We start from the raw sequence: 20,212 nt of genomic DNA, 5'->3' as shown, positions 1-20,212 counted from the left end.
AATATCGAAGCGAAAAGTGTCGACATAAGAAGTGTCAATGTAAGAAAAGCGCATGATGCACTGATTTAAGTGTTCGTTGCTTTTACAATCATGGCAATAACAAGGGGATACCATGCTAACCAAGTTACAGCTTACTGGATTGATAGGATGTTTACTGACAGTCTCTACAAGTTGCGCAGGCACCAAGCCAATTGATGTGGGCGGTAATCATGCAGACAAAACTAGTGTCGCCAGTGCTGTTAACGATACGGCTAAAGCGGCTTTGCTACCCGCGCACACTAAACTATTGCCCGCCGACAATAAGCTGCTACTTTTTGTCGGCCAAGACTCAGACACGATTGCCCAGTATCAACAAGCGATCCCGCAAGACAAATTAGAAGGCGTGACCTTGTACACCACGCTCAAAACCGCTGATGCCAACGTAGCGCTGCCGGCGGTTTATCAAAGCGCTGATTGGAATTCTGGCGAAGTATCATTTAGCAAAACACTCAGTAAAGCACCTAAGGCAGCGTTAGCCATTGGTCTTGCGTTCGATAGCTGTAACGACGTTAACCACAGCGAGAATATTGCATCAGGCGCCTATGATGCCTCAATCGCTAAGCTTGCTGACTACCTCACAAGCCTTGCCCCAAGACAAGTGTTTTTACGCATTGGCTACGAGTTTGACGGCCCATGGAACTGCTATTCACCTAGCAGCTATAAGCAAGCCTTTAAACGTGTTGCCAGTCACCTCAATAAGCGCAACCTAGATAATGTAGCCACCGTATGGCAAAGCGCTGCCTGGCCAGATCCAACGATAGCTGGCGACAATAGGGCGCAATACAGCTTTAACAACAAAAACCATTTAAATGATTGGTATCCAGGCGATGAGTATGTTGACTGGATTGGTGTGTCGGTGTTCTACCGCGACCTAAAACAATGGGCATACACTCCGCCATATACCCCCGACTTTGCTCAGCAACAAATCTTGCAGTTCGCCCGTCACAAACAAAAACCTATTTTGATTGCAGAGGCTGCGCCGCAAGCCTACCGAACGGGCGCTCTGACCCACAGCTATATTCAGAAAAACACCCAAAAACCAATAAGCGCCGAGCAGCTTTGGCAAGACTGGTATCAACCCCTATTCGACTTTATCTACGCCAACCAAGACGTAATACGAGCACTTGCCTATATCAATACCCACTGGGAAACCCAGGGTATGTGGCACTGCGCCGAGGATGCCAGTCCACCCAATGATGACTGCCGCAACGGTAACTGGGGCGACTCGCGCGTTCAAGCAAATCCATACATACAGCAAAAATGGTTAGAACAAATCAGTAATCCACAAAAGTGGATTCAAGCCGAATAACAAGGGGACAGTGATGGATATCCAACAATTAGTCGCGCAGTTTCAACGTGATGGTTATTTAGTGCTAGATAACTTTTTTGATAAACAACTGATGCAAGACTGCAATGAAGCGATCCTCGATCATTTTGGTATGAGCCCAGAATTCTTACATAACGATGAGTTTCTCAGCCAAGCTGATACCGAGGTTATCCCCTGGTTTCCTGAGCGTGAAGGCGTAGCCCTGTTTAGCGAAGTTAATCGCCACGCTTTGCTGAGTGAATTGACCAAAGCCATACTCGGCGACGACTGGTATTCCCAATACTCCATGGTGATGTTTTCCAAACAAGGCACTAAAGGCCAGGCCTGGCACCAAGACTGCCCACCAGAAAACCCTGAGCAATTTAATTTGAATCGCTTGGTTTACACCATGGATATTAGCGAGCACACAGGCGGACTGACTCAAGTCATGCCAGGCAGCCATAAAGCCGGATTATTACCAAGCAATGGGCAACCTATGTCCGAGGATGATATGGTCACCTTAACGCCTAAGGCCGGCACTCTAGTGTTGCTGCACGGCCACTGCTGGCATAAGGTCACACCTGTCACTGGCAAGTACCGCGTGTCGACTAATTACCGCAGCGCGCCTCAGGGAACCCCTGAAGACATCACTGACATATGCGTTTATCGCAATATGCGTTACCGCTTTTCCACCAGCGAAACGATTGAGGTTAGAGGTTAGTACCGAAAACAAAGCCAATGTCATTCACAGCCTGAATCGACTGCTCTGAACTACCCTCCCCTCAAAAACATAAGTCCAGACGAGTTTATTCCCTCGTCTGGGCTTATTGCATCAATCTCTAGGTCCTACTCAGTTCAAACCCGGCAATGACCTACTTCAAACCTAGCGCATACTTAGCCAAAAAAGCTAACACAAACACAGCGCGCGCATTTCAGCAATTCGTTGCTGAAATGCCACCGTGTCCTCGGGAGTCACCACAGCGCAGGTGAGCTTACCTTGCTGGATTTCATCGGTAACAGCAGCAATTTCATACTCAAAGCCATGACCTTGATGAGGCTCGCTGAACTCTTCGAGACATTCATCAATCTGATATAGTGCACATTCACTGGCGCGAAAGAAGTCGGGAATAACAATATAGCCTTGCTCACCAATCAGATAAGCCTTATTACCTAAACGGCATTTAAATGATGTACCTAGCGTCGCTTTGACATCCCCGAAGCGCTGCAAACTGCATACATCATCTTCAACGCCATTTTGCGCCAATGTACTGTCCACTTGCAGCGATTGCGGTGCTTGTTTGCAAAATAGGTGGGTGAGCGCGATAGGATAAATGCCCATTTCAAACAAAGCGCCGCCTGCTAGATTAACGTCATATTCGCGGCGTCTAGGGTGATACTCAATAGGGTAACCAAAATCAGCTTTAATATGGCGTAACTTACCAATACGCCCTTGCTCGACCCAAGCTTTCGCTTTTTGAATTGCTGGCAAAAAGTAGGTCCACATACCTTCCATCAAATAGACTTGCTCGCGCTGTGCTAGCTCAAATAAAGTCTGCGCTTCAAGTGGCGACACGGTAAAGGGCTTTTCACATAGTACTGACTTACCGCCCAAAATTGCCGCTTTAGCTTGCTCAAAGTGCAAGTTATGGGGCGTGGCAATGTACACGGCATCCAATTTGGGATCGTCAAGCAACTGCTCGTAACTACCATAGGCCTGCTCTGCTTGATAGTCATCAGCAAAGGCTTGCGCCCGACTGAGTTCGCGCGCGGCGATGGCATATAGATGAGCGTTATCGACTAAGGCTATATCTGCAGCAAACTGCTGGGCAATGCGCCCTGCTCCAATAATTCCCCAATTTAGTTGTTTCATATTTATTCCTTAGGCGTAAGCCTGCTCGCGAGTCAACCGTTGCTCTAACTGCTCCAATGATACGCCGCGTGTCTCAGGTAAGATTCGGCTTACAAGTAACAAACCCACTAAGGCAAAACCTGCATATATTGCAAAGGTGACACTGGCACCGAGATATTCAAGCTGCCATGGAAATAACAGCTGCACGATATAACTGACGACACTATTAATCACGCCAACCACGGCAATCCCTAACGCACGAATATTATTGGGAAAAATCTCTGACAGCAGCACCCACATCACAGGTCCAAGAGAGATGGCAAATGAAGCAACAAAACCTAAAATGCCGCCCAAGATCAGCCTAGGGTCATATTGCGCTTGTGAGAAACCATAAGCACAGACCGACATGCTCACAGTCACCCCAATTAAGCCTATTATCATCAGGGGTTTACGACCTAAACGGTCTATCAATAACATAGCGATGATAGTAAACACCAAGTTGACTACACCGACCATCGCGGCTTGAGCAAACGCTGCATCTTTACCAATACCGGTTTGCTCAAAAATAGTAGGCGCATAGAAGTACACCGCATTGATACCAGTGATCTGCTGAATAATGCCCACCAGCAAACCTATGGTTAATACCATGCGCATTTTGCTGCTAAACACCTTAGACAACCCCAACTTTAACGGTAGTTGCTCACTACATTGACTGGCGCTGATCTCTTGCCACTGACGCTGCGCCTCCTCTGGCTGCATCATCCTGGCTAGGATTTGTTTCGCTTCTTTTGGACGGTTATTTAACACTAGCCACCTTGGGCTGCGCGGCACAAAGGCAAGCAAACACGCGTAGATAATGGCAGGCACGGCTTCAATACCTAACATCCAGCGCCAAATGTGCTGTTTAAAGTTAACTAAATCAAGTAGGTAAACATCCACTTGAGCCAGCTTGAGTATGAAGTAGTTAGCAAAATAGGCGGCGCTAAAACCAATCATAATATTGAGTTGATTAAGGGAAACAAAACGCCCACGTTTGGCCGCAGGAGAGATCTCAGCAATATACAAGGGCCCTAAAATTAATGATGCAAAGGCTAAACCGCCAATGAAGCGAGCAAGCACTAACATGCTGTAGCTAAAAGCAAAGGCGGATAGCAGCGCTGAGATGGAATATAAGATGGCAATGATGATCAACACAGGTTTGCGCCCTAAGCGATCGCTAAAGTACCCTGCGCCAAAGTTTGCCAAAATCGCCCCGAGTGTCGGTGCACTAACTACAAAGCCTTGCTGCCAACTGGTTAAATTAAACTCTTGCTCAACAAAACCAATCACCCCTGAAATGACAGAGGCGTCAAAGCCAAAGATAAACCCACCCAATGACACAACAAATGCAATGACCCAGCTAGATGAAAGTTTGTCAGTCATCCTTGCCTCCTAATCTAACCTGAACTAGCAGCCTGATTTACAGATAAAAAAACCGTTAAACGAGTTAACGGCTAAGGAAAAATGTACAACTTGGTCAAAATGCTGGCTATAGGGCCTGCTGACCTTTCAAGATTATTTTTGCAGCTGCTTGTTGGAAATTTATACAAGGCAACGACTTTGATGTGTGGTTGTTCCACATGATAAGTCGTTAACACAGTAGAAATGACAACAAGCGCTGCCGGAACGGTTCGTTTAAAAGCACCTACGCCCTTAGCGAAGAGCTTAGGTTGTTGCGAGCCCTGTTGTTAAAACCAATAGGTTTAGGTGACTAGACGTCATCGCTCGCGCCGCGATTAAAGTGCTTTTAATTCGAACAAATTCTAATCAGCAAAGATCAACAGGCCCTAATCATACCAGCATTTTTACTTACATCACCTTCAAATCGTGATACTGACAATATCTAGCGACCTACCTAGTTTGAGGATTGTCAGTACCATGTGACGGAACGTGCAATTAGAAAATGATACGGTTAACGTAATTTTCTAAACGTTCCTGCTCTCCACTAACTGGTTGCGGATCAAGCTTGCTAGCAGTGGCGTAGTCTTTTAAACCTGCCAAATCGACTTTACCAGACAAGATACGCTGCCCAAGCTCACCATCCCAATTGGCATAACGGCTAGCTACATTGCGTGACAAGCTGCCTTCTTCAAACATATCAGCCGCTTTTAATAGCGCCACGGCAATGGTATCCATGCCACCAATATGCCCATGGAATAGATCATTTGGGTTAATGCTTTGACGACGAATTTTAGTGTCGAAGTTGAAGCCACCATTGGTAAAGCCACCGCCCTTAAGGATCTCATGCATGATCAGGGTCATTTCTTCCACGCTATTTGGGAACTGATCCGTATCCCAACCCAGCTGTGGATCACCACGGTTAGCGTCAATTGAGCCAAACACGTCAAGTGCAAAGGCATTGGCAATTTCATGATGGAATGAGTGGCCAGCGAGTGTGGCATGGTTTGCTTCAATGTTGACTTTAAACTCTTTCTCAAGCCCGTACTGACATAAGAAGCCGTGCACTGTTGCCGTGTCATAGTCATACTGATGCTTAGTTGGCTCTTGCGGCTTTGGCTCAATCAACAAGTCACCGGTAAAACCAATTTTGTGTTTGTGCTCCACTACCATCGCTAGGAAGCGGGCAAACTGTTGGCGCTCTTTTTTAAGGTCTGTGTTAAGTAGTGTTTCATAGCCTTCACGGCCGCCCCACAGTACATAGTTTTCGCCGCCTAGGCGCTTGGTCGCATCCAGCGCCGTACACACTTGGGTTGCACCATAAGCAAAGACTTCAGGATCTGGGTTAGTTGCGCCACCCGACATATAACGCTTGTTGCTAAACAGATTCGCAGTGCCCCAAAGAAGCTTCATTCCGGTTTGCTCTTGTTTATGAGCTAACACCTCTTCCATCGCCGCGAAGTTAGCCAAATACTCACTAATTGAGTTACCTTCAGGCGCAACATCCACATCATGGAAACAGTAATAAGGCACACCAAGTTTGCTAAAGAACTCAAAAGCCACATCGGCTTTTTGCTTGGCACGCTCTAGCGCATCACCAGATTCCAACCATGGCCTGTCAAAGGTATTAGCACCAAAAATATCGAAACCATTCCAGCAGAAGTTATGCCAGTAACATGCGGCAAAACGTAGATGCTCTTTCATGGTTTTGCCAAGCACCACACGGTTTTCGTCATAGTAACGGAACGCTAACGGATTAGTTGATTCAGGGCCTTCGTATCGAATTTTGTCAATCCCAGTAAAAAATTCGCTCATTGTTTCCTCCAGGTAATCTTATCTGCGGTGCTGCGCCGCACCTTGTTATTCGTTAAAGTAAATCTTTGGTTCGCTGATATAGCTCGCTGAACTTAATTCGGCGTAATTGGTGGCGTTCATAGCGTGTTTGATCAGCTTGATATTCACCAAGCAGCGTTGGAACTGGACACACATCATCGATGCTAGCGTCAGTAACAGCTAACTGAGCTAACCTTGCTGCGCCTAGCGCTGGGCCAACGTCACCGCTTTCTCGGTACACTAGGTTTTGCCCCAAAATATCGGCAAGCATTTGTCGCCATAGCGGACTTTTAGCCCCGCCACCAATCAGCGATACCTCAGCAGGCATCACGCCTGAGTCATGCAATTTGTCGGCTCCGTCGGCAAAGGCATACCCCACTCCTTCAAGTACGGCCTTGGTCAAATCTGCACGGCTAGTGCTATGGCTCATGCCAAAAAACATGCCTTTTGCATAAGGATTGTTGTGGGGAGTGCGTTCACCACTTAAATAAGGCAAGAACATCACTTCATCACTGAGAGGTTGTTTGTGTGCTTGCAGCTCAAGTAATAAATCAGCCACTGAAGTTGCAGTTAACTGGGCTAACCAGCTAAGGCATGAGGCTGCGCTCAATACCACAGACATAAGATGCCAGGTGTTTGGCAGCGCATGACAAAAACTGTGCACGGCTTGATCAGGGTTAGCGTGGTAACCATCAGAAACCGCAAAGTACACCCCAGAAGTGCCCAGCGATAACATCGCCTGTTCTGGTTTGATGATGCCAACACCAATAGCACCAGCAGCGTTATCCCCAGCACCTGCAACCAGCGGCACAGATTTTATGCCCCAACGCTGAGCAAGCTCAGTCTTGAGGAAACCGGTAATTTCACTGCCTTCATATAGCTTTGGCATGTGCTCGCGGCTAAGGCCTGTCGCCGCTAGCAGCTCATCACTCCAGTCACGCTTGGCAACGTCTGTCCATACTGTGCCTGTAGCGTCAGATAGGTCTGAGGCAAATTCACCAGTTAGCTCATAACGTAGATAATCTTTTGGCAGTAATACCTTATCCACTCGTTCAAACACTGCCGGCTCAAATTGTTTGGTCCACAGCAGCTTTGGTGCAGTAAAACCAGGCATCACCTGATTACCGCAAATCTGTCTGGCGTTAGGGACTAATTGCTCTATTTGCTGACACTGCTCAGCACTGCGGCCGTCGTTCCACAAAATAGCTGGACGAAGCACTTTGCCCTGAATGTCTAACAAGGTTGCACCATGCATTTGCCCTGATAAGCCAATTGCCTGAAGACCATCGAGTGCTTTGTCGAACGCCAGCTTGTCCATCGCCTGATACAGACCGTCAACCCAGCTTTGTGGTGATTGCTCAGACCAAAGCGCTTGTGGACGAGACACCTCTAACGCAACGCTCTGTGTTGCTGTGACACGCCCAGTGTCACCCATCACAATCAGTTTGATACAAGAGGTACCTAAATCGATTCCTAAAAACACGTCAGCTCCTTACACCGCTGCAACAGTAACATTAATTTAACACTAAACTAGCACACAAATGTTACCGGTAACAGTAAAATGTTATACTTTTTTTTGGAATGATAATTAGCAAGGAAAAGCCAATAAAAAGCCACTCCAACCTTGGCTGGAGCGGCTTTGTAGCATTAGCTCATGACTTAGAAGCTACCTCGAACACCGAAGCTGAATCGAGGGCCAAATGACTGTGCGCTAACAAGTTGATTCTCAAAACGGCCATGCATACGCAGTGACTCATCAGTAAGATTCAAACCTTCAACAAACACAGTGAAGTTGTCGTTGATGTCGTAACTCACATTGGCATCTAGCTGGCCGTACTCTTCAGTGAAAATCGGCTCATCAGGCGCACGGAGTTGATCTGTGCTCGATAAGAACTTATCACGCCAGTTGTAGGCCAAACGTGCCTGGAAGCCGTAGTTTTCATAAAAGGCAACCAGGTTCGCAGAGTCACTCAAACCGGTAAGCGCGGTTTGGCGCTCGGTTTTATAAATGTCGTACTCAATATCACCATTTACATAAGTGTAGTTAGCTTGTATACCAAAGCCGGTATCATCAAACAGGTGCTGCACGGCAATCTCGAAACCATCAACTTCTGCAGACTCGCGGTTAACCGGTGTAGTGATCTGCCAATCAATAATTGGTGAATTAGGTACGTTGGTGCCATCACATGCTGGTACATCTTCACCATTTGCATTACAACCTGCTGCCGCTAAATCACCTTGGCTAGGGTCGGTGTACGCGACACCATCAGCGTTGTATAACGGACCTGAGGTGGTTTCGTTAGCAATATAGTTATCAACCCACTTCTTAAAGTAACCAATCGAGGTATAGCTACCCGGCGCGTAGTACCACTCTAGCGACAGGTCTAAGTTGTCAGAGATATAAGGCTTCAGGTTCGCGTTACCTTGGTAAGCTAGGTAAGGACCGTTTGGGCGAGAGTTAGCTAGACTCACCGCTGGGCGCAGCGCCGTTAAGTCATTACGGGTTAAGCTACGACCTGCTGAAAAACGCGCAATCACGTCATCATACACTTCTAAACTGGCATCCAGATTTGGTAAGAAGTAGGCGTAATCACCATCAATCGTGGTTTCACCATATACAGGTACATCATCAAACTGAGAACGTAGCTCAGTTAAGCTTACGTAACGCAGTGCATAAGGTGTTACCTGATTGGTACTGCCCGTCACATCGGTTTGTTCATAACGCACGCCAGTCACGATATTTAGCGGCATGCCGTTAAAATCAGATTGGAAGTTAAACTGCACATACGCTGAAGTCGTCGCCTCGTTTACTTTGTTGTAAACCTCAGGGTTAAAGCTAAAGCCTGCTTGCTCAAGCTCTGAATACATCTTAGCGACATCCCACTGGTAGAAGTGACTAAATAGCGATTGATGCCCTGAGAATGCACTGCCCACGTCACCGCGCTCAACTAGCGTTAAGTCATCAGCATTGGGCGTATAGCCCGCAATACCAGTGAAATTCATGCGCCATGTGGTGTCGTACTGGAAGTCAACATAGCCTGCACCAAACTTGATGCTTGCCAGCGCGTCGTCACTGTCATTAACCCATTCAAAGTCAAGTTGATACTGATCAATGGTGTTTTCTACTTCGTTACCACGGCCAATGACCAAGTTGCCACGTACCACGCGAGGATCGTAAGGGTTGAGCCCTTCATACGGCGTGCCATGAGCATCATAAAGGTGATGAATTAAACCATCAAAACCATGCTCCGCCATTTGTGCTGGGTCGTTTAAGATAGGTAGCTGAGTACCCTGACTGTAATCAAGGGTGAACTGACCTGCATAACATTGATCTGAAGTAGCACAGAAAAAATCTGCGTTAGTAAGTAGAATCGACTTTTCAGATAAGTTGCCATCTGGCTGAGCATGCGACACTGAATGATGATAATCGAAGTTGGCTTTTAGGTTGTCGCTTAGTTGCCAATCAAGGTTGAAACCAATTGAGTCGTTACGGGTTTCTAGCTCATCGTAATAACCAATAAAGTCGGTACCACCGGCGCCATTGTGAATTTTAGCAATAGTACCATTGGCATCCGTTGCGCCTTGAACCCAGTTACCAATCCAGTGCGCGGTTTGGTAACGCTCTACCGTGTTTTGGTAGTCAGATAAGAAGTAGTCAAGCGAAGCGACAATGTTGTCGTTTGGCGCAAACTGCACCACAAATTGCGCGTTTTGACGCACACGTTCGTGGTTACTAAAGTCCATATTGAAGTTCTGCGGTAACCAAATGGTGCCATTTGGGTTAGTGCTAGCACTGTCATCAATTACATTGCCGCCACAGTTATCAATTGAGGTGGTAAAGCCAAGCTCACAGTTACCCGCCGTTTGACGTAACCAACCGTCAGATGCAATGATTTCTTGCCCGGAATCACGGCGAGAGTATGAGTAAGCTGCCAACAGACCTAACTTGCCGTCAAGAAATACATCACTCACCAAGCCAGAAAATTCAGGTGTGACGCTACTGCCCTTATCAACGGAAGTGTCTGCATTGCCTTTTACGCTAAATGCGGATTTGAACTCACCATAATCAAATGGTTTAGCGGTTTGAATATCGACCGTAGCACCAATACCGCCCGATGCGATATCAGCTTTAGCCGTTTTATAAATATTGACGCCAGTGACTGACTCTGAGGAGATTTGGTCAAAGTTGAAGCTACGGTTTTGTGTGCCACCCGCGCCTTCTTGCTTTGGCGAGTCAGCAAACGGCATGCTACGGCCATTTAAGGTCACCAAGTTAAAGCTTGGGCCAAAACCACGCACAGTAACCTGATTACCTTCACCGTTTTTACGATCAATCGACACACCAGTAACACGCTGCAGCGATTCAGCTAGGTTGGTATCTGGGAATTTACCCATATCTTCAGCAGAAATCGCATCAACTACACCATCAGATGTACGCTTGATATCTTGAGCGCGCGACAAACTACTACGAATACCCTTTACCGCAATCACTTCCATTGGCTCGTCAGCTTGAGCTTGATCGGTTGCATCTTGCGCATGTGCCATTGAAATCGTGCCTAAAGCAGACGCAACTGCAAGCGCAGCTATGCTAGGGCTTAGTCTTGTACTTTTTTTCATATCCCCCCACAGGGCTAGGTCATTATTGAGTTTTTATGTTTTTTATCTCAACCGACATAATCTGAAAGCGTACATCAAAATCACTTTATAACACCAAATTGTTATCGGTAACATTTAGCTGTTACAAAAGTTAGCACTCAACAATTTAGTTTGCAACATTATTTAAACATGATTTTATTGTGACAAACGAAAATCAAGCCGAATGAAAGAGGTAACTCACTGTTATAAATAATTTTTAAATTTAGTAGAAAATTGAAAGTTTGAATAAAGAAAAGGCAGTTTAGCAAGCGTTCTCGTTAACAAAATAGCTAACACTTGCTTTGAAATGCAGACCTTTTACTCCAAAAAATACTGGCTAAATAGCTAGGGTCTGTTAGAGGAACTGTAATACAGGGCTGAAGCGATGAGGCTTTTATTCATTGACCTGAGTTCGGGATAAGGAAGTGTCAATAACGCTCTAGAATGGTGCTATACCCAGCTTAATATTTCTAACGAGATAGTTTTGTTTAGTTCAAGGAAAAGCTACGCGTCAATCGCTAGTCTGTTGCAAGTATCTTTAACGCACCCTTTTGCTAAGAGACGGACAAAAATAGCCGTTAGAAACCCATTTATTATCTAGGGTTCAGGTTATTTACTATCCTGAGTTAAGGTTTATTAGCACCCAGTAACGCCTATCCAAAACCATAATCACTGGATTAGTTGGCAACGCTTAAAAGCCAACCAATACTCGAAGACCACCTAGAGCTCTAAATCCAACCAACGCTCTAACCCCAACTAATGTCCAAGGCTGTAAACTAATAATTACCAAAATTAGCCATTTATCCACAAAGACAAAATTTACATTGTTTATTTTCTCGCACACTCACATTGATACGTCCCGTTAACAAAAACACTAACGCTTGTAGAACAAAGACTTATTCAGCCTGCTACTAAAACGCTGTTTTGGCTTAATTTAATTTTTATGCACCATTGCACAATTCTCAGGATTTATTCGTATAGAGGGGGTGTCATCATTGTTAAATTAATCTAGAATAGACGTCTAGATGTAGATACCTCTACACGTTCAAATGATTTAAAACGAGAATTTCCGACTATGGCAAAGCACTTGTTCACCTCTGAGTCTGTATCAGAAGGTCATCCAGATAAAATCGCCGATCAGATCTCTGATGCGGTACTAGACGCAATCCTCGAGCAAGATCCTAAAGCTCGCGTTGCGTGTGAAACATATGTCAAAACAGGCATGGTATTAGTGGGTGGCGAAGTGACCACTTCTGCTTGGGTTGATATCGAAGAAATTACCCGTAAAACCGTTCGCGAAATTGGCTATACCCACTCAGACATGGGCTTTGATGCTGACTCATGCGCTATTTTAAACGCGATTGGTAAACAGTCTCCAGACATCAATCAAGGTGTTGACCGTGCCGATCCAGCCGAGCAAGGCGCGGGTGACCAAGGTCTAATGTTTGGTTATGCAAGCAACGAAACTGACGTGTTAATGCCTGCACCTATTACCTACGCACACCAATTAGTGAAGCGTCAATCTGAAGTGCGTAAAGACGGCACACTTCCTTGGTTACGCCCAGACGCGAAAAGCCAGGTTACCTTCGCATATGATGAAGGCAAGATTGTGGGTATTGATGCAGTTGTACTATCAACTCAGCACAAAGAAGAGATTTCGCAAGACGACTTAATCGAAGGCGTGATGGAAACCATCATCAAGCCAGTTTTACCATCTCAGTGGTTAAACAAAGACACTAAGTTCTTCATCAACCCAACTGGCCGTTTCGTTATCGGTGGCCCTGTAGGTGACTGTGGTCTAACTGGTCGCAAGATTATTGTTGATACCTACGGCGGTATGGCACGTCACGGCGGTGGTGCTTTCTCTGGTAAAGACCCATCAAAAGTTGACCGTAGTGCAGCATATGCAGCACGTTATGTTGCTAAGAACATTGTGGCTGCAGGTCTTGCTGATCGCTGTGAAATTCAAGTTTCTTACGCAATTGGTGTTGCTGAGCCAACATCTATCAGCATCGAAACTTTCGGTACTGGTAAGGTATCAGAAGCCGTGCTTATCAAGTTAGTACGTGAGCACTTCGAGCTACGTCCTTATGGTCTAACAGCTATGCTAGATCTTGCACGTCCTATCTACCAAGAAACTGCAGCATATGGTCACTTTGGTCGTAGCCAGTTCCCTTGGGAGAAAACTGACAAAGCTGAAATCCTACGAGCAGACGCAGGTCTATAAAGACCACTGCCTAGGACTAAAAAAACCGCCTACATGGCGGTTTTTTTTTTGTTGCTGAGATTGTTAACTTGAGCTCGGGATAATAAATCGGTTTCTAACGGCTATTTTTGTCTATTTCTGTGTTGAAGCTACTTGCAATAGGCTAGCTATTGACGCGTAGCTTCGCCTTGAACTTAACAAAACTATCTCGCTAGAAACTTAATGCTAGGTATCACTCAAGACAGAACGACCATTGACACTTCCTTACCCCGAGTTCAGGTTAGTTAGTCCTTTAGGTTAATGAACCGCGCCTGCGCATCACAAGCGCCAACAAACCAAACAGCACCAACCCGAATCCGCCGCTACCGCTGTAGCCTTCTCGGCGCTCCACCTTGGCGACTTGTTCTTGTTTAACACGGGTCTTAAAACGACTGAGCTCGTCTTCTAGATTCACCACCATATCGTCTACGGCAAGGTTAAAGCCCTGCATGGCTATTTCGTCTAAGGTTCTATCTTTACCAATGGCAGTTGAACTGTCTTCAAGCTTGCTTATGCCCGGAGCGCGAAATAGCATCTTGCGGGTTTTAATATCAAATACCGCAGTATCAACAAAGGTTTGCGTGCTGTTTTCATTGCCAGGAATGGTGTACAAGCCAACAATTGTCCAATACAACAGCGCAATATTATTCTCATAGGATTGCTTAACCTGATCGTATGACACTAAAGCAATCACATCTATGTCATATAGCCGTCCAACCTGCTCTAACGCTTCAAAGCCACTGCCTTTAGACAAGTAAACCGACGGAATAATCTCAATGCGCTCAATATACTCCAGACCAACAAATGCCTGCTTAGCTTTATCTAACAGTCTTACCTGCTCAGCACTATTAAGCTGACCGCTCGCCGAAGAAATATTTGCAGGTACGAAGGCTACTCCAACGCGCATGGGTAAACTTAAGGTTGGAATTTCCGGAGATAATTGCTGGCGACTCGCCTCATCGGGATACAGATAATTGACGAGTGAACTAGAGACTTGCTTCTTTGAGCCATGTTCGCTGACAAGACCGCTACAACCACTTATCACAAGGGTTAAAGTTAGTGATAAAATAACTGGCAGAAAACGCATAGATGATCCTTATTCATGCTAGGTACCATCAAGAAAATATCATTAAAATTAATCACTAACAATCACACTTTAACTTAGTGAGACAGGCGAAATCACACTCTTGGTAAACTCAATAACCCATAACTGGTTAACACTTGCAAATAACAACCAATTGCAAACTCAAGCACAAAAAATGCTTTGGTCGCAGCTCAAGCACTTTTATCGTCAGCAACTCGCCTATGCAAAACCGGCGCTGTCAGAACTGATTGCTTTTTCGCTGCTACACCAAGCAGACATGCAACCAAGAATAGTCGCTGCGGTGCGCCTGCGACCATATGAAGGCAATTTACTATTAACTGGTTTAGTCACCCACAAAGACTTTCGCAACCAAGGTATCGCCGGCGAGTTGCTAACCTTGGTGCAGGAGAAGCTGGCCGCGCAGCCTAGCTTTTTATTTTGCTCACCTGAGCTAAATGACTTTTATCAGCGTTACGGCTTTGAGCGTGTAGATGTTGAGCAGCTTAATGCAGAGAGTACAGATACAAAAGAAGGGGCAGAACAAGCGACTCCGAGTGTGATACAACAGAAGTTTTTCACCTACAAAAAAGGTCAAGCTAACTTGACCCTGATGAGCTTCAAAGGCTGTGGGTAATAACCCCAGCACGTTTAACTTCTAACGTGCTGCCAGCTTATTAGCAGTGATCAAAATGCGCGCTTTCCATGCACATAAACTGCAACTGCTGCATATTTAAAATCGGTACTTCAATTAACTGACTCGCCTGAACAACTTCATCATCGGCAATCAATCTCAGGCTTGCTTGATAAGCATTAATCAAACCACAAACAATATGAGTTTGCTGCCAACGAACCAGATAATATCGTTTCGATTCAGTTTCTGACTCATCACCTATAGTGGTGTTATTGACGCTGCTACCGATACTGCCCATAACAAGCTCAGCTTCCATCACCTGAAACGTTTCACCTGCTTCGGTTAATACGGAGGCCACTAGCTTGGCATTATCAAAGGCTGATAGGGTTAAGTCTAAATACGGGGCAAACAGCTTGGTAAATTGGTTCATTTCTCACCCTCAGTATTAGTTGCTCGTGCCAATAGATAATAGTCGCTTTGTTGGTAACTGATGAAGTCAATCACCTGCATATTGGCTTTGTTGGTATGCGCGGCAAATGAGCGCTCATTGTCTTCAGCAATATAAGCCACAAGATAATCATAGTTTGCCGTAAGCTGCAGGCATAAATACTCCACCAGCTTTTGAAACACACCAGCTCCACGAACACTCGGCGCAACCCAAATAGGGCCATACTGACATGAATTGTTAGTCGTTAGCGCTCTGCCATCTAGACTAAGTTCAGGTAACTTTGCACTAATGTACTGATAGATGGATGATTGAGAGCGCTTAGTTTGTTTTTCATTGGCGGTATAAAACGACCAATCCGCAGCAATCACATAACCTATGATCTCGCCGCGCAGCTCAGCTATCGCAATCACATGCTCATCAATCAACTTGGTGAGCTGCACTTTAGTTAGCGCTTGTCCCTGCATCATATTGGCAGCCATTGAGCCGGCTTGCGACAGCTCATCATTAAGGTGTTGCTGCTCAAGTTTTAATAGCTGCGCGATATCGGCAGTCTTGGCATTACGATAGTGAATATTGGAATAAGTCATTTAAATTGTATTTGCGGGCTGTTAGCGGTCTTCGTCATTTGAGGAGTCTTGCGCCTCTTAATCCTGCTTTTGTTTATCTTGCGCCTGTTTATCCTGAGCTTGAGCCCACTCAATAAACAGCGCAACCGGAAAAGGCGACATTAATAATAAACCACCACCAATTAAACTAGCGGTAATGAGCATTCCCTGAGTTTGCAAAGACACGTCACTTAGCAACAGCAAACCTGCGCCAACAAGCAGCATAACGATGCCTATGACATGAAGAATCTTAAACACTTTCACTAAAACTACCCCTGAAGATGGCCTATCGCTCCGTTAGCCACCTAAATTAACATAAATTAAGCTGCTAGTTTGTGATGCCTAGTTACACTTTGGTGCAGCAATCGCTAAAATAGCCGCTAACGCGTGACTTTGATGGATTGCCCTTATGATAAAACAATTTTTAGCTGTCAGTGGACTTGTTGTCGCCTTAACAGCGTGCTCAAACCAACCTACTGCAGTTAATGCCGAGCAGCTATTTGAAACCTTGTCTGGACAATGGTCTGTAACAGATATTGCAGGTGAGCCAGTTGCATCCTACAGCAAGCCTAGAATCACATTCGAACAAGACGGCCAACTGTCAGGCAATAATAGCTGTAATCGTTTTAGCGGCAGGTATGAGTATCAACAGACGCAATTAACTCTACAAAGTCTTGGCAGCACCCGTAAAGCTTGTGTTGATGGGCTAGTGAAGCAAGAGCGGATGTTCATGGACTCACTGCCTAAGGTCAGCCAATATCAATTTGCTAAAACCAAACTGTACCTACTTGATGCACAAGGTCAGGTGTTATTTGAGCTAAATAAATCTCAGTAACATTAACTAAGAATTTACTAGATAAAAACAGACACTCCTGCAAAATAATAAAGGCCGTAATATCGATATTACGGCCTTTGTTTTGAATGCAGAAATCAGAGCTTATTATGCTTAACTGCAACTTTCTAGCGTTAGCTTTCCTTGCTTGATGTATCCGCTTGGTATTGTTGCACGTTCAGCTCATTTTCACTGCGAGCAATAATGGTGGTTGCGGTTAAGTCACCACATACATTAACCGTGGTACGCGCCATATCCAAAATGCGGTCGATACCAGCAATAATCGCCACACCCTCCAGTGGTAGACCAACAGTGGTTAATACTAGAGTTAGCATCACTAGACCTGCGCCAGGCACACCTGCTGTGCCGATAGATGCCAAAGTCCCAGTTAGAATAATGGTGACATAATCAACCCAGGTTAGATCAATACCAAAAGCCTGAGCGACAAACAAAGCGGTCACGCCTTGATACAGCGCGGTGCCATCCATATTGATGGTAGTTCCTAGCGGCAATACGAAACTAGAGATCTTCTTATTTACGCCAAGCTCATTAGCACACTTCATACTAGCTGGCAGCGAGCCTGCCGAACTTGAAGTGGTGTAAGCCACAACAATGGCATTGCTAATGCCTTTGAAAAAGTGCACTGGGTTGAGCTTACCCAGTAAGACTAATGCAGCGCTGTAAAAACCTACGATATGTAAAACACAGCCAATGTAAACTGCAGCGATAACTTTAATCAGTGGAAGTAACATGTCTAGACCATACTCTCCAGCAACCCAAGCCATTAAACCAAACACACCATATGGCGCTAGCTTCATCACCATGTCAGTTAGCTTGAACATAGCTTCAGCTAGACTTTCGAATACTTTAATCGCTGGCTGACCACGCTCGCCAATCAGCACTAACGCAATACCTAACGCAACCGCAAATACAATCACCTGCAGAATTTGACCACTAGCCAGTGCAGCAACAGGGTTAGTCGGCACTATGTTAATCAAGGTTTCCATCAACGACGGCGCTTGCTTTACGGTTTCATCAACGCCCGATTGCACTAAATCTAGCCCAGCTCCTGGCTGCAAAATATGCCCCACAAGTAAGCCAATTGTCATTGCGAACGCGGTCGTGCCAAGGTAGAACACGAAAGATTTGAAACCAATCCGTCCCATTTTGGCGGTGTCTTGCATGGAGGTCACACCAACAATTAACGAGCAGAACACCAGCGGCACAATAAGCATCTTAATAGTGTTAACAAAGATAGTTCCTATCGGCTTTAGGTAAGTTGCACTTTCTCCAAGCCCGACACCAACAGCAATACCTAGCGTCATACCAATAAGAATTTGCATCCAAAGCGGAACAGCCATCCATCGAGACCAAGCTCGCGAAAACACTGAAGGGGTTTGCGTTGACATATGTCTTTACCTTGATTTGTTAACTTGCAAAAAATGACGGGGCGCAAGTCTAGCAAGACATACAAAGGCAAAAGATGATCTACGTCATGTGACGCAGGCTGACTGAGAATTAGTCCACTTTGTAACGCATTTTTGCGACAAAGGTGTACTGCACACGCAAACGCTTGTCACACTTTAGTTAAATCAGTGAATTTTTATTCACCAACAAAGGGGTATTCTTGACTTTGATGCAATTTCTATTCAAAATACAGCGGTTTTTTGAATAACAATCATAAGAAGAAACTAACATTATGCCAGCAACCAAAAATCAGGATGAATTGGTAAGGACCTTTAAAGCGATCCTTAAAGAAGAACGCTTTGGTAGCCAGAGTGAAATTGTTAACGCACTTCAGGCGGAAGGATTCAGCAACATAAACCAATCTAAAGTATCGCGCATGCTAAGTAAGTTTGGCGCTGTACGCACACGTAACGCTAAGCAAGAAATGGTTTACTGCTTACCAGCAGAATTAGGTGTACCAACGGCCGGTAGCCCGCTTAAAAACCTAGTGCTCGATGTTGACCACAACCAGGCGATGATTGTAGTACGCACCAGCCCAGGTGCAGCGCAGCTAATCGCACGCCTATTAGACTCCATCGGTAAGCCAGAAGGTATTTTGGGGACGATTGCTGGTGACGACACCATCTTCATCTCACCATCAAATATCACCACCATTGATGACACGCTAGAGACGGTTAAATCACTGTTTAACTACAGCGAGTAAGTCTGAACACAATTGAGAAAGCCACCCTACTCTAGTCTAAGTGAGTCTAGCCAAGGTGGCTTTTTAGTTTCTAACGCAGGAAAGAGTATCAACTAATGCCGAGTTCTCGCTGGCGATACTCCACTCCAACCACTGTATGCCCGAATAAATGAGTTCGACTCTTTAAACCCAAGCAAGAACGAAATTTCGATTAACGGCAAGTCTGTTTGCTCCAAATAATAATCGGCTAAGTGTTGGCGTACCTGTTTAAGCACCAACTGATAACTTGAATCTTGCTCGGTTAATTTTCGCTGCAAAGTGCGCTTGCTCATTGCCAGCTCTGCTGCAACATCATCAATGGCTGATTTCCCTTGAGGCAACAAATCAAGCAAGCAACTAAATACCAGACTAGAAGTTGAGTCCTTTGCGCCGATAGCCTCTAACTGTTCAACTAACCCTTGCTCGTACATGTGCAACATGGTTTCGTTACTGGTTAAAAACGGCGCCTTAGCATCGCTGGCGCTGAACTTAATCGCGGTTTGCACACCTTGGCGAATACTGCAGCCAAAATAATCTTCGTAAGGCTGCATATCATCCAATTGCTCAGGCACGACTATATCAATTGGTTTAATGTGCTGGCGCGTCGCTAGCCTGGTAAGCTGAGTAAAAAACACCAGCTCAACTAAACTCAGTACCTTAGGCAGCTTACCACTATGGCCATAACAGCGTGTTGATAGCTCTGTATATTGCGCTGTTTGCTCTATGTCCAAAATCATCGGCCCTATTAGCGGTTTAAATTGCTTTAGCCGGCTGGCTGCGGCATTGAGATTAGGGCTGCAAATCGCAGCAAAAATTGGTGCATCAAACTGCTCAAAACTCATAACCTCGGCAAACTTGAGTGCAATATCGATATTAGCGGCCTCTGCGGCAGCCTCGATCCCAATCCATAATTGAAAGTACTGCTCAGGCGTTAGCTGCACCTTTGACCTTTTAAACAAACCAGCAGGGAGTTGACTGAATGCAAGAATTTGCTCAAGCTCAAGCCCTAAATCGTTAAATAGCACCAACCAATTACTCGGTATATTAAATTTACTGGCTGTTTTCATTGCAGTTAGCTCC

The 20,212-nt window shown here is 45.4% G+C and carries 17 protein-coding genes; 6 read left to right on the top strand and 11 right to left on the bottom strand.

Annotated elements, in window-relative coordinates; all coding sequences use genetic code 11:
* Positions 1-112 precede the first annotated feature (112 nt).
* Positions 113-1,348 carry a glycoside hydrolase family 26 protein gene (locus tag EXU30_RS13845; RefSeq protein WP_130600993.1) on the top strand — a complete coding sequence of 412 codons (1,236 nt, stop codon included), beginning with the start codon at positions 113-115 and terminating at the stop codon, positions 1,346-1,348.
* Positions 1,349-1,361: 13 nt separating this feature from the next.
* Positions 1,362-2,066, top strand: a complete 705-nt coding sequence (locus EXU30_RS13840) for a phytanoyl-CoA dioxygenase family protein (protein WP_130600991.1) — start codon at positions 1,362-1,364, stop codon at positions 2,064-2,066.
* Between the two features lie 186 nt (positions 2,067-2,252).
* On the opposite strand, the gene EXU30_RS13835 is transcribed toward EXU30_RS13840, so the two are convergent.
* The 5 genes from EXU30_RS13835 to EXU30_RS13815 all read right to left on the bottom strand — a co-directional run bounded on the left by EXU30_RS13835 (position 2,253) and on the right by EXU30_RS13815 (position 11,081).
* A complete protein-coding gene (locus tag EXU30_RS13835; protein WP_130600989.1) occupies positions 2,253-3,215 on the bottom strand; it encodes a Gfo/Idh/MocA family protein in 963 nt (320 codons plus the stop codon).
* Positions 3,216-3,224: 9 nt separating this feature from the next.
* The gene (locus EXU30_RS13830) at positions 3,225-4,616 is read right to left on the bottom strand and encodes a sugar porter family MFS transporter (RefSeq protein WP_130600987.1); all 1,392 of its coding nucleotides are present in this window, start codon (positions 4,614-4,616) and stop codon (positions 3,225-3,227) included.
* A 513-nt stretch (positions 4,617-5,129) separates the two neighbouring features.
* Positions 5,130-6,446, bottom strand: coding sequence for a xylose isomerase (gene xylA, locus EXU30_RS13825; protein ID WP_130600985.1), 1,317 nt, complete (start codon positions 6,444-6,446; stop codon positions 5,130-5,132).
* A 52-nt stretch (positions 6,447-6,498) separates the two neighbouring features.
* Positions 6,499-7,947 (bottom strand): xylulokinase, encoded by a 1,449-nt coding sequence (xylB, locus tag EXU30_RS13820; RefSeq protein ID WP_130600983.1) that lies wholly within the window; start codon positions 7,945-7,947, stop codon positions 6,499-6,501.
* Between the two features lie 176 nt (positions 7,948-8,123).
* Positions 8,124-11,081, bottom strand: coding sequence for a TonB-dependent receptor (locus EXU30_RS13815; protein ID WP_130600981.1), 2,958 nt, complete (start codon positions 11,079-11,081; stop codon positions 8,124-8,126).
* Positions 11,082-12,174: 1,093 nt separating this feature from the next.
* Between EXU30_RS13815 and metK the strand changes: the two genes are divergently transcribed.
* Complete coding sequence (gene metK / locus EXU30_RS13810) at positions 12,175-13,326, top strand: methionine adenosyltransferase (protein WP_130600979.1); 1,152 nt, start codon at positions 12,175-12,177, stop codon at positions 13,324-13,326.
* A gap of 271 nt (positions 13,327-13,597) precedes the next feature.
* On the opposite strand, the gene rhlP is transcribed toward metK, so the two are convergent.
* Positions 13,598-14,431, bottom strand: a complete 834-nt coding sequence (gene rhlP, locus EXU30_RS13805; RefSeq protein WP_130600977.1) for a rhombotarget lipoprotein — start codon at positions 14,429-14,431, stop codon at positions 13,598-13,600.
* 172 nt (positions 14,432-14,603) lie between these two features.
* Here rhlP and EXU30_RS13800 point away from each other — a divergent pair, with 172 nt between their 5' ends.
* Positions 14,604-15,062, top strand: a complete 459-nt coding sequence (locus EXU30_RS13800) for a GNAT family N-acetyltransferase (RefSeq protein ID WP_130600975.1) — start codon at positions 14,604-14,606, stop codon at positions 15,060-15,062.
* Positions 15,063-15,102: 40 nt separating this feature from the next.
* On the opposite strand, the gene EXU30_RS13795 is transcribed toward EXU30_RS13800, so the two are convergent.
* Genes EXU30_RS13795 through EXU30_RS13785 form a run of 3 tightly spaced genes read right to left on the bottom strand, consistent with a single transcriptional unit; the run spans position 15,103 to position 16,376 of the window.
* Positions 15,103-15,489: a hypothetical protein gene (locus EXU30_RS13795; protein WP_130600973.1), complete on the bottom strand. Its 387-nt coding sequence runs from the start codon at positions 15,487-15,489 to the stop codon at positions 15,103-15,105.
* The gene (locus tag EXU30_RS13790; protein WP_130600971.1) at positions 15,486-16,094 is read right to left on the bottom strand and encodes a GNAT family N-acetyltransferase; all 609 of its coding nucleotides are present in this window, start codon (positions 16,092-16,094) and stop codon (positions 15,486-15,488) included. Before EXU30_RS13790 ends, EXU30_RS13795 begins: the two co-directional genes overlap by 4 nt.
* Positions 16,095-16,151: 57 nt before the next feature.
* The gene (locus EXU30_RS13785) at positions 16,152-16,376 is read right to left on the bottom strand and encodes a hypothetical protein (protein ID WP_130600969.1); all 225 of its coding nucleotides are present in this window, start codon (positions 16,374-16,376) and stop codon (positions 16,152-16,154) included.
* Positions 16,377-16,521: 145 nt separating this feature from the next.
* Between EXU30_RS13785 and EXU30_RS13780 the strand changes: the two genes are divergently transcribed.
* Positions 16,522-16,947, top strand: coding sequence for an META domain-containing protein (locus EXU30_RS13780; RefSeq protein WP_130600967.1), 426 nt, complete (start codon positions 16,522-16,524; stop codon positions 16,945-16,947).
* Between the two features lie 131 nt (positions 16,948-17,078).
* Here EXU30_RS13780 and EXU30_RS13775 read toward each other — a convergent pair whose 3' ends face one another.
* Positions 17,079-18,353, bottom strand: coding sequence for a dicarboxylate/amino acid:cation symporter (locus tag EXU30_RS13775; RefSeq protein ID WP_130600965.1), 1,275 nt, complete (start codon positions 18,351-18,353; stop codon positions 17,079-17,081).
* Positions 18,354-18,643: 290 nt separating this feature from the next.
* Between EXU30_RS13775 and argR the strand changes: the two genes are divergently transcribed.
* Positions 18,644-19,114 carry a transcriptional regulator ArgR gene (gene argR / locus EXU30_RS13770; RefSeq protein WP_130600963.1) on the top strand — a complete coding sequence of 157 codons (471 nt, stop codon included), beginning with the start codon at positions 18,644-18,646 and terminating at the stop codon, positions 19,112-19,114.
* A 92-nt stretch (positions 19,115-19,206) separates the two neighbouring features.
* Here argR and EXU30_RS13765 read toward each other — a convergent pair whose 3' ends face one another.
* Entirely contained in the window at positions 19,207-20,199 is a 993-nt protein-coding gene (locus EXU30_RS13765; RefSeq protein ID WP_130600961.1) for an AraC family transcriptional regulator, read from the bottom strand.
* Positions 20,200-20,212: the final 13 nt, after the last annotated feature.

The sequence above is a fragment of the Shewanella maritima genome (assembly GCF_004295345.1).
In the GTDB taxonomy this organism is placed as follows: domain Bacteria; phylum Pseudomonadota; class Gammaproteobacteria; order Enterobacterales; family Shewanellaceae; genus Shewanella; species Shewanella maritima.
This window is presented reverse-complemented; position numbering and strand designations above follow the sequence as displayed.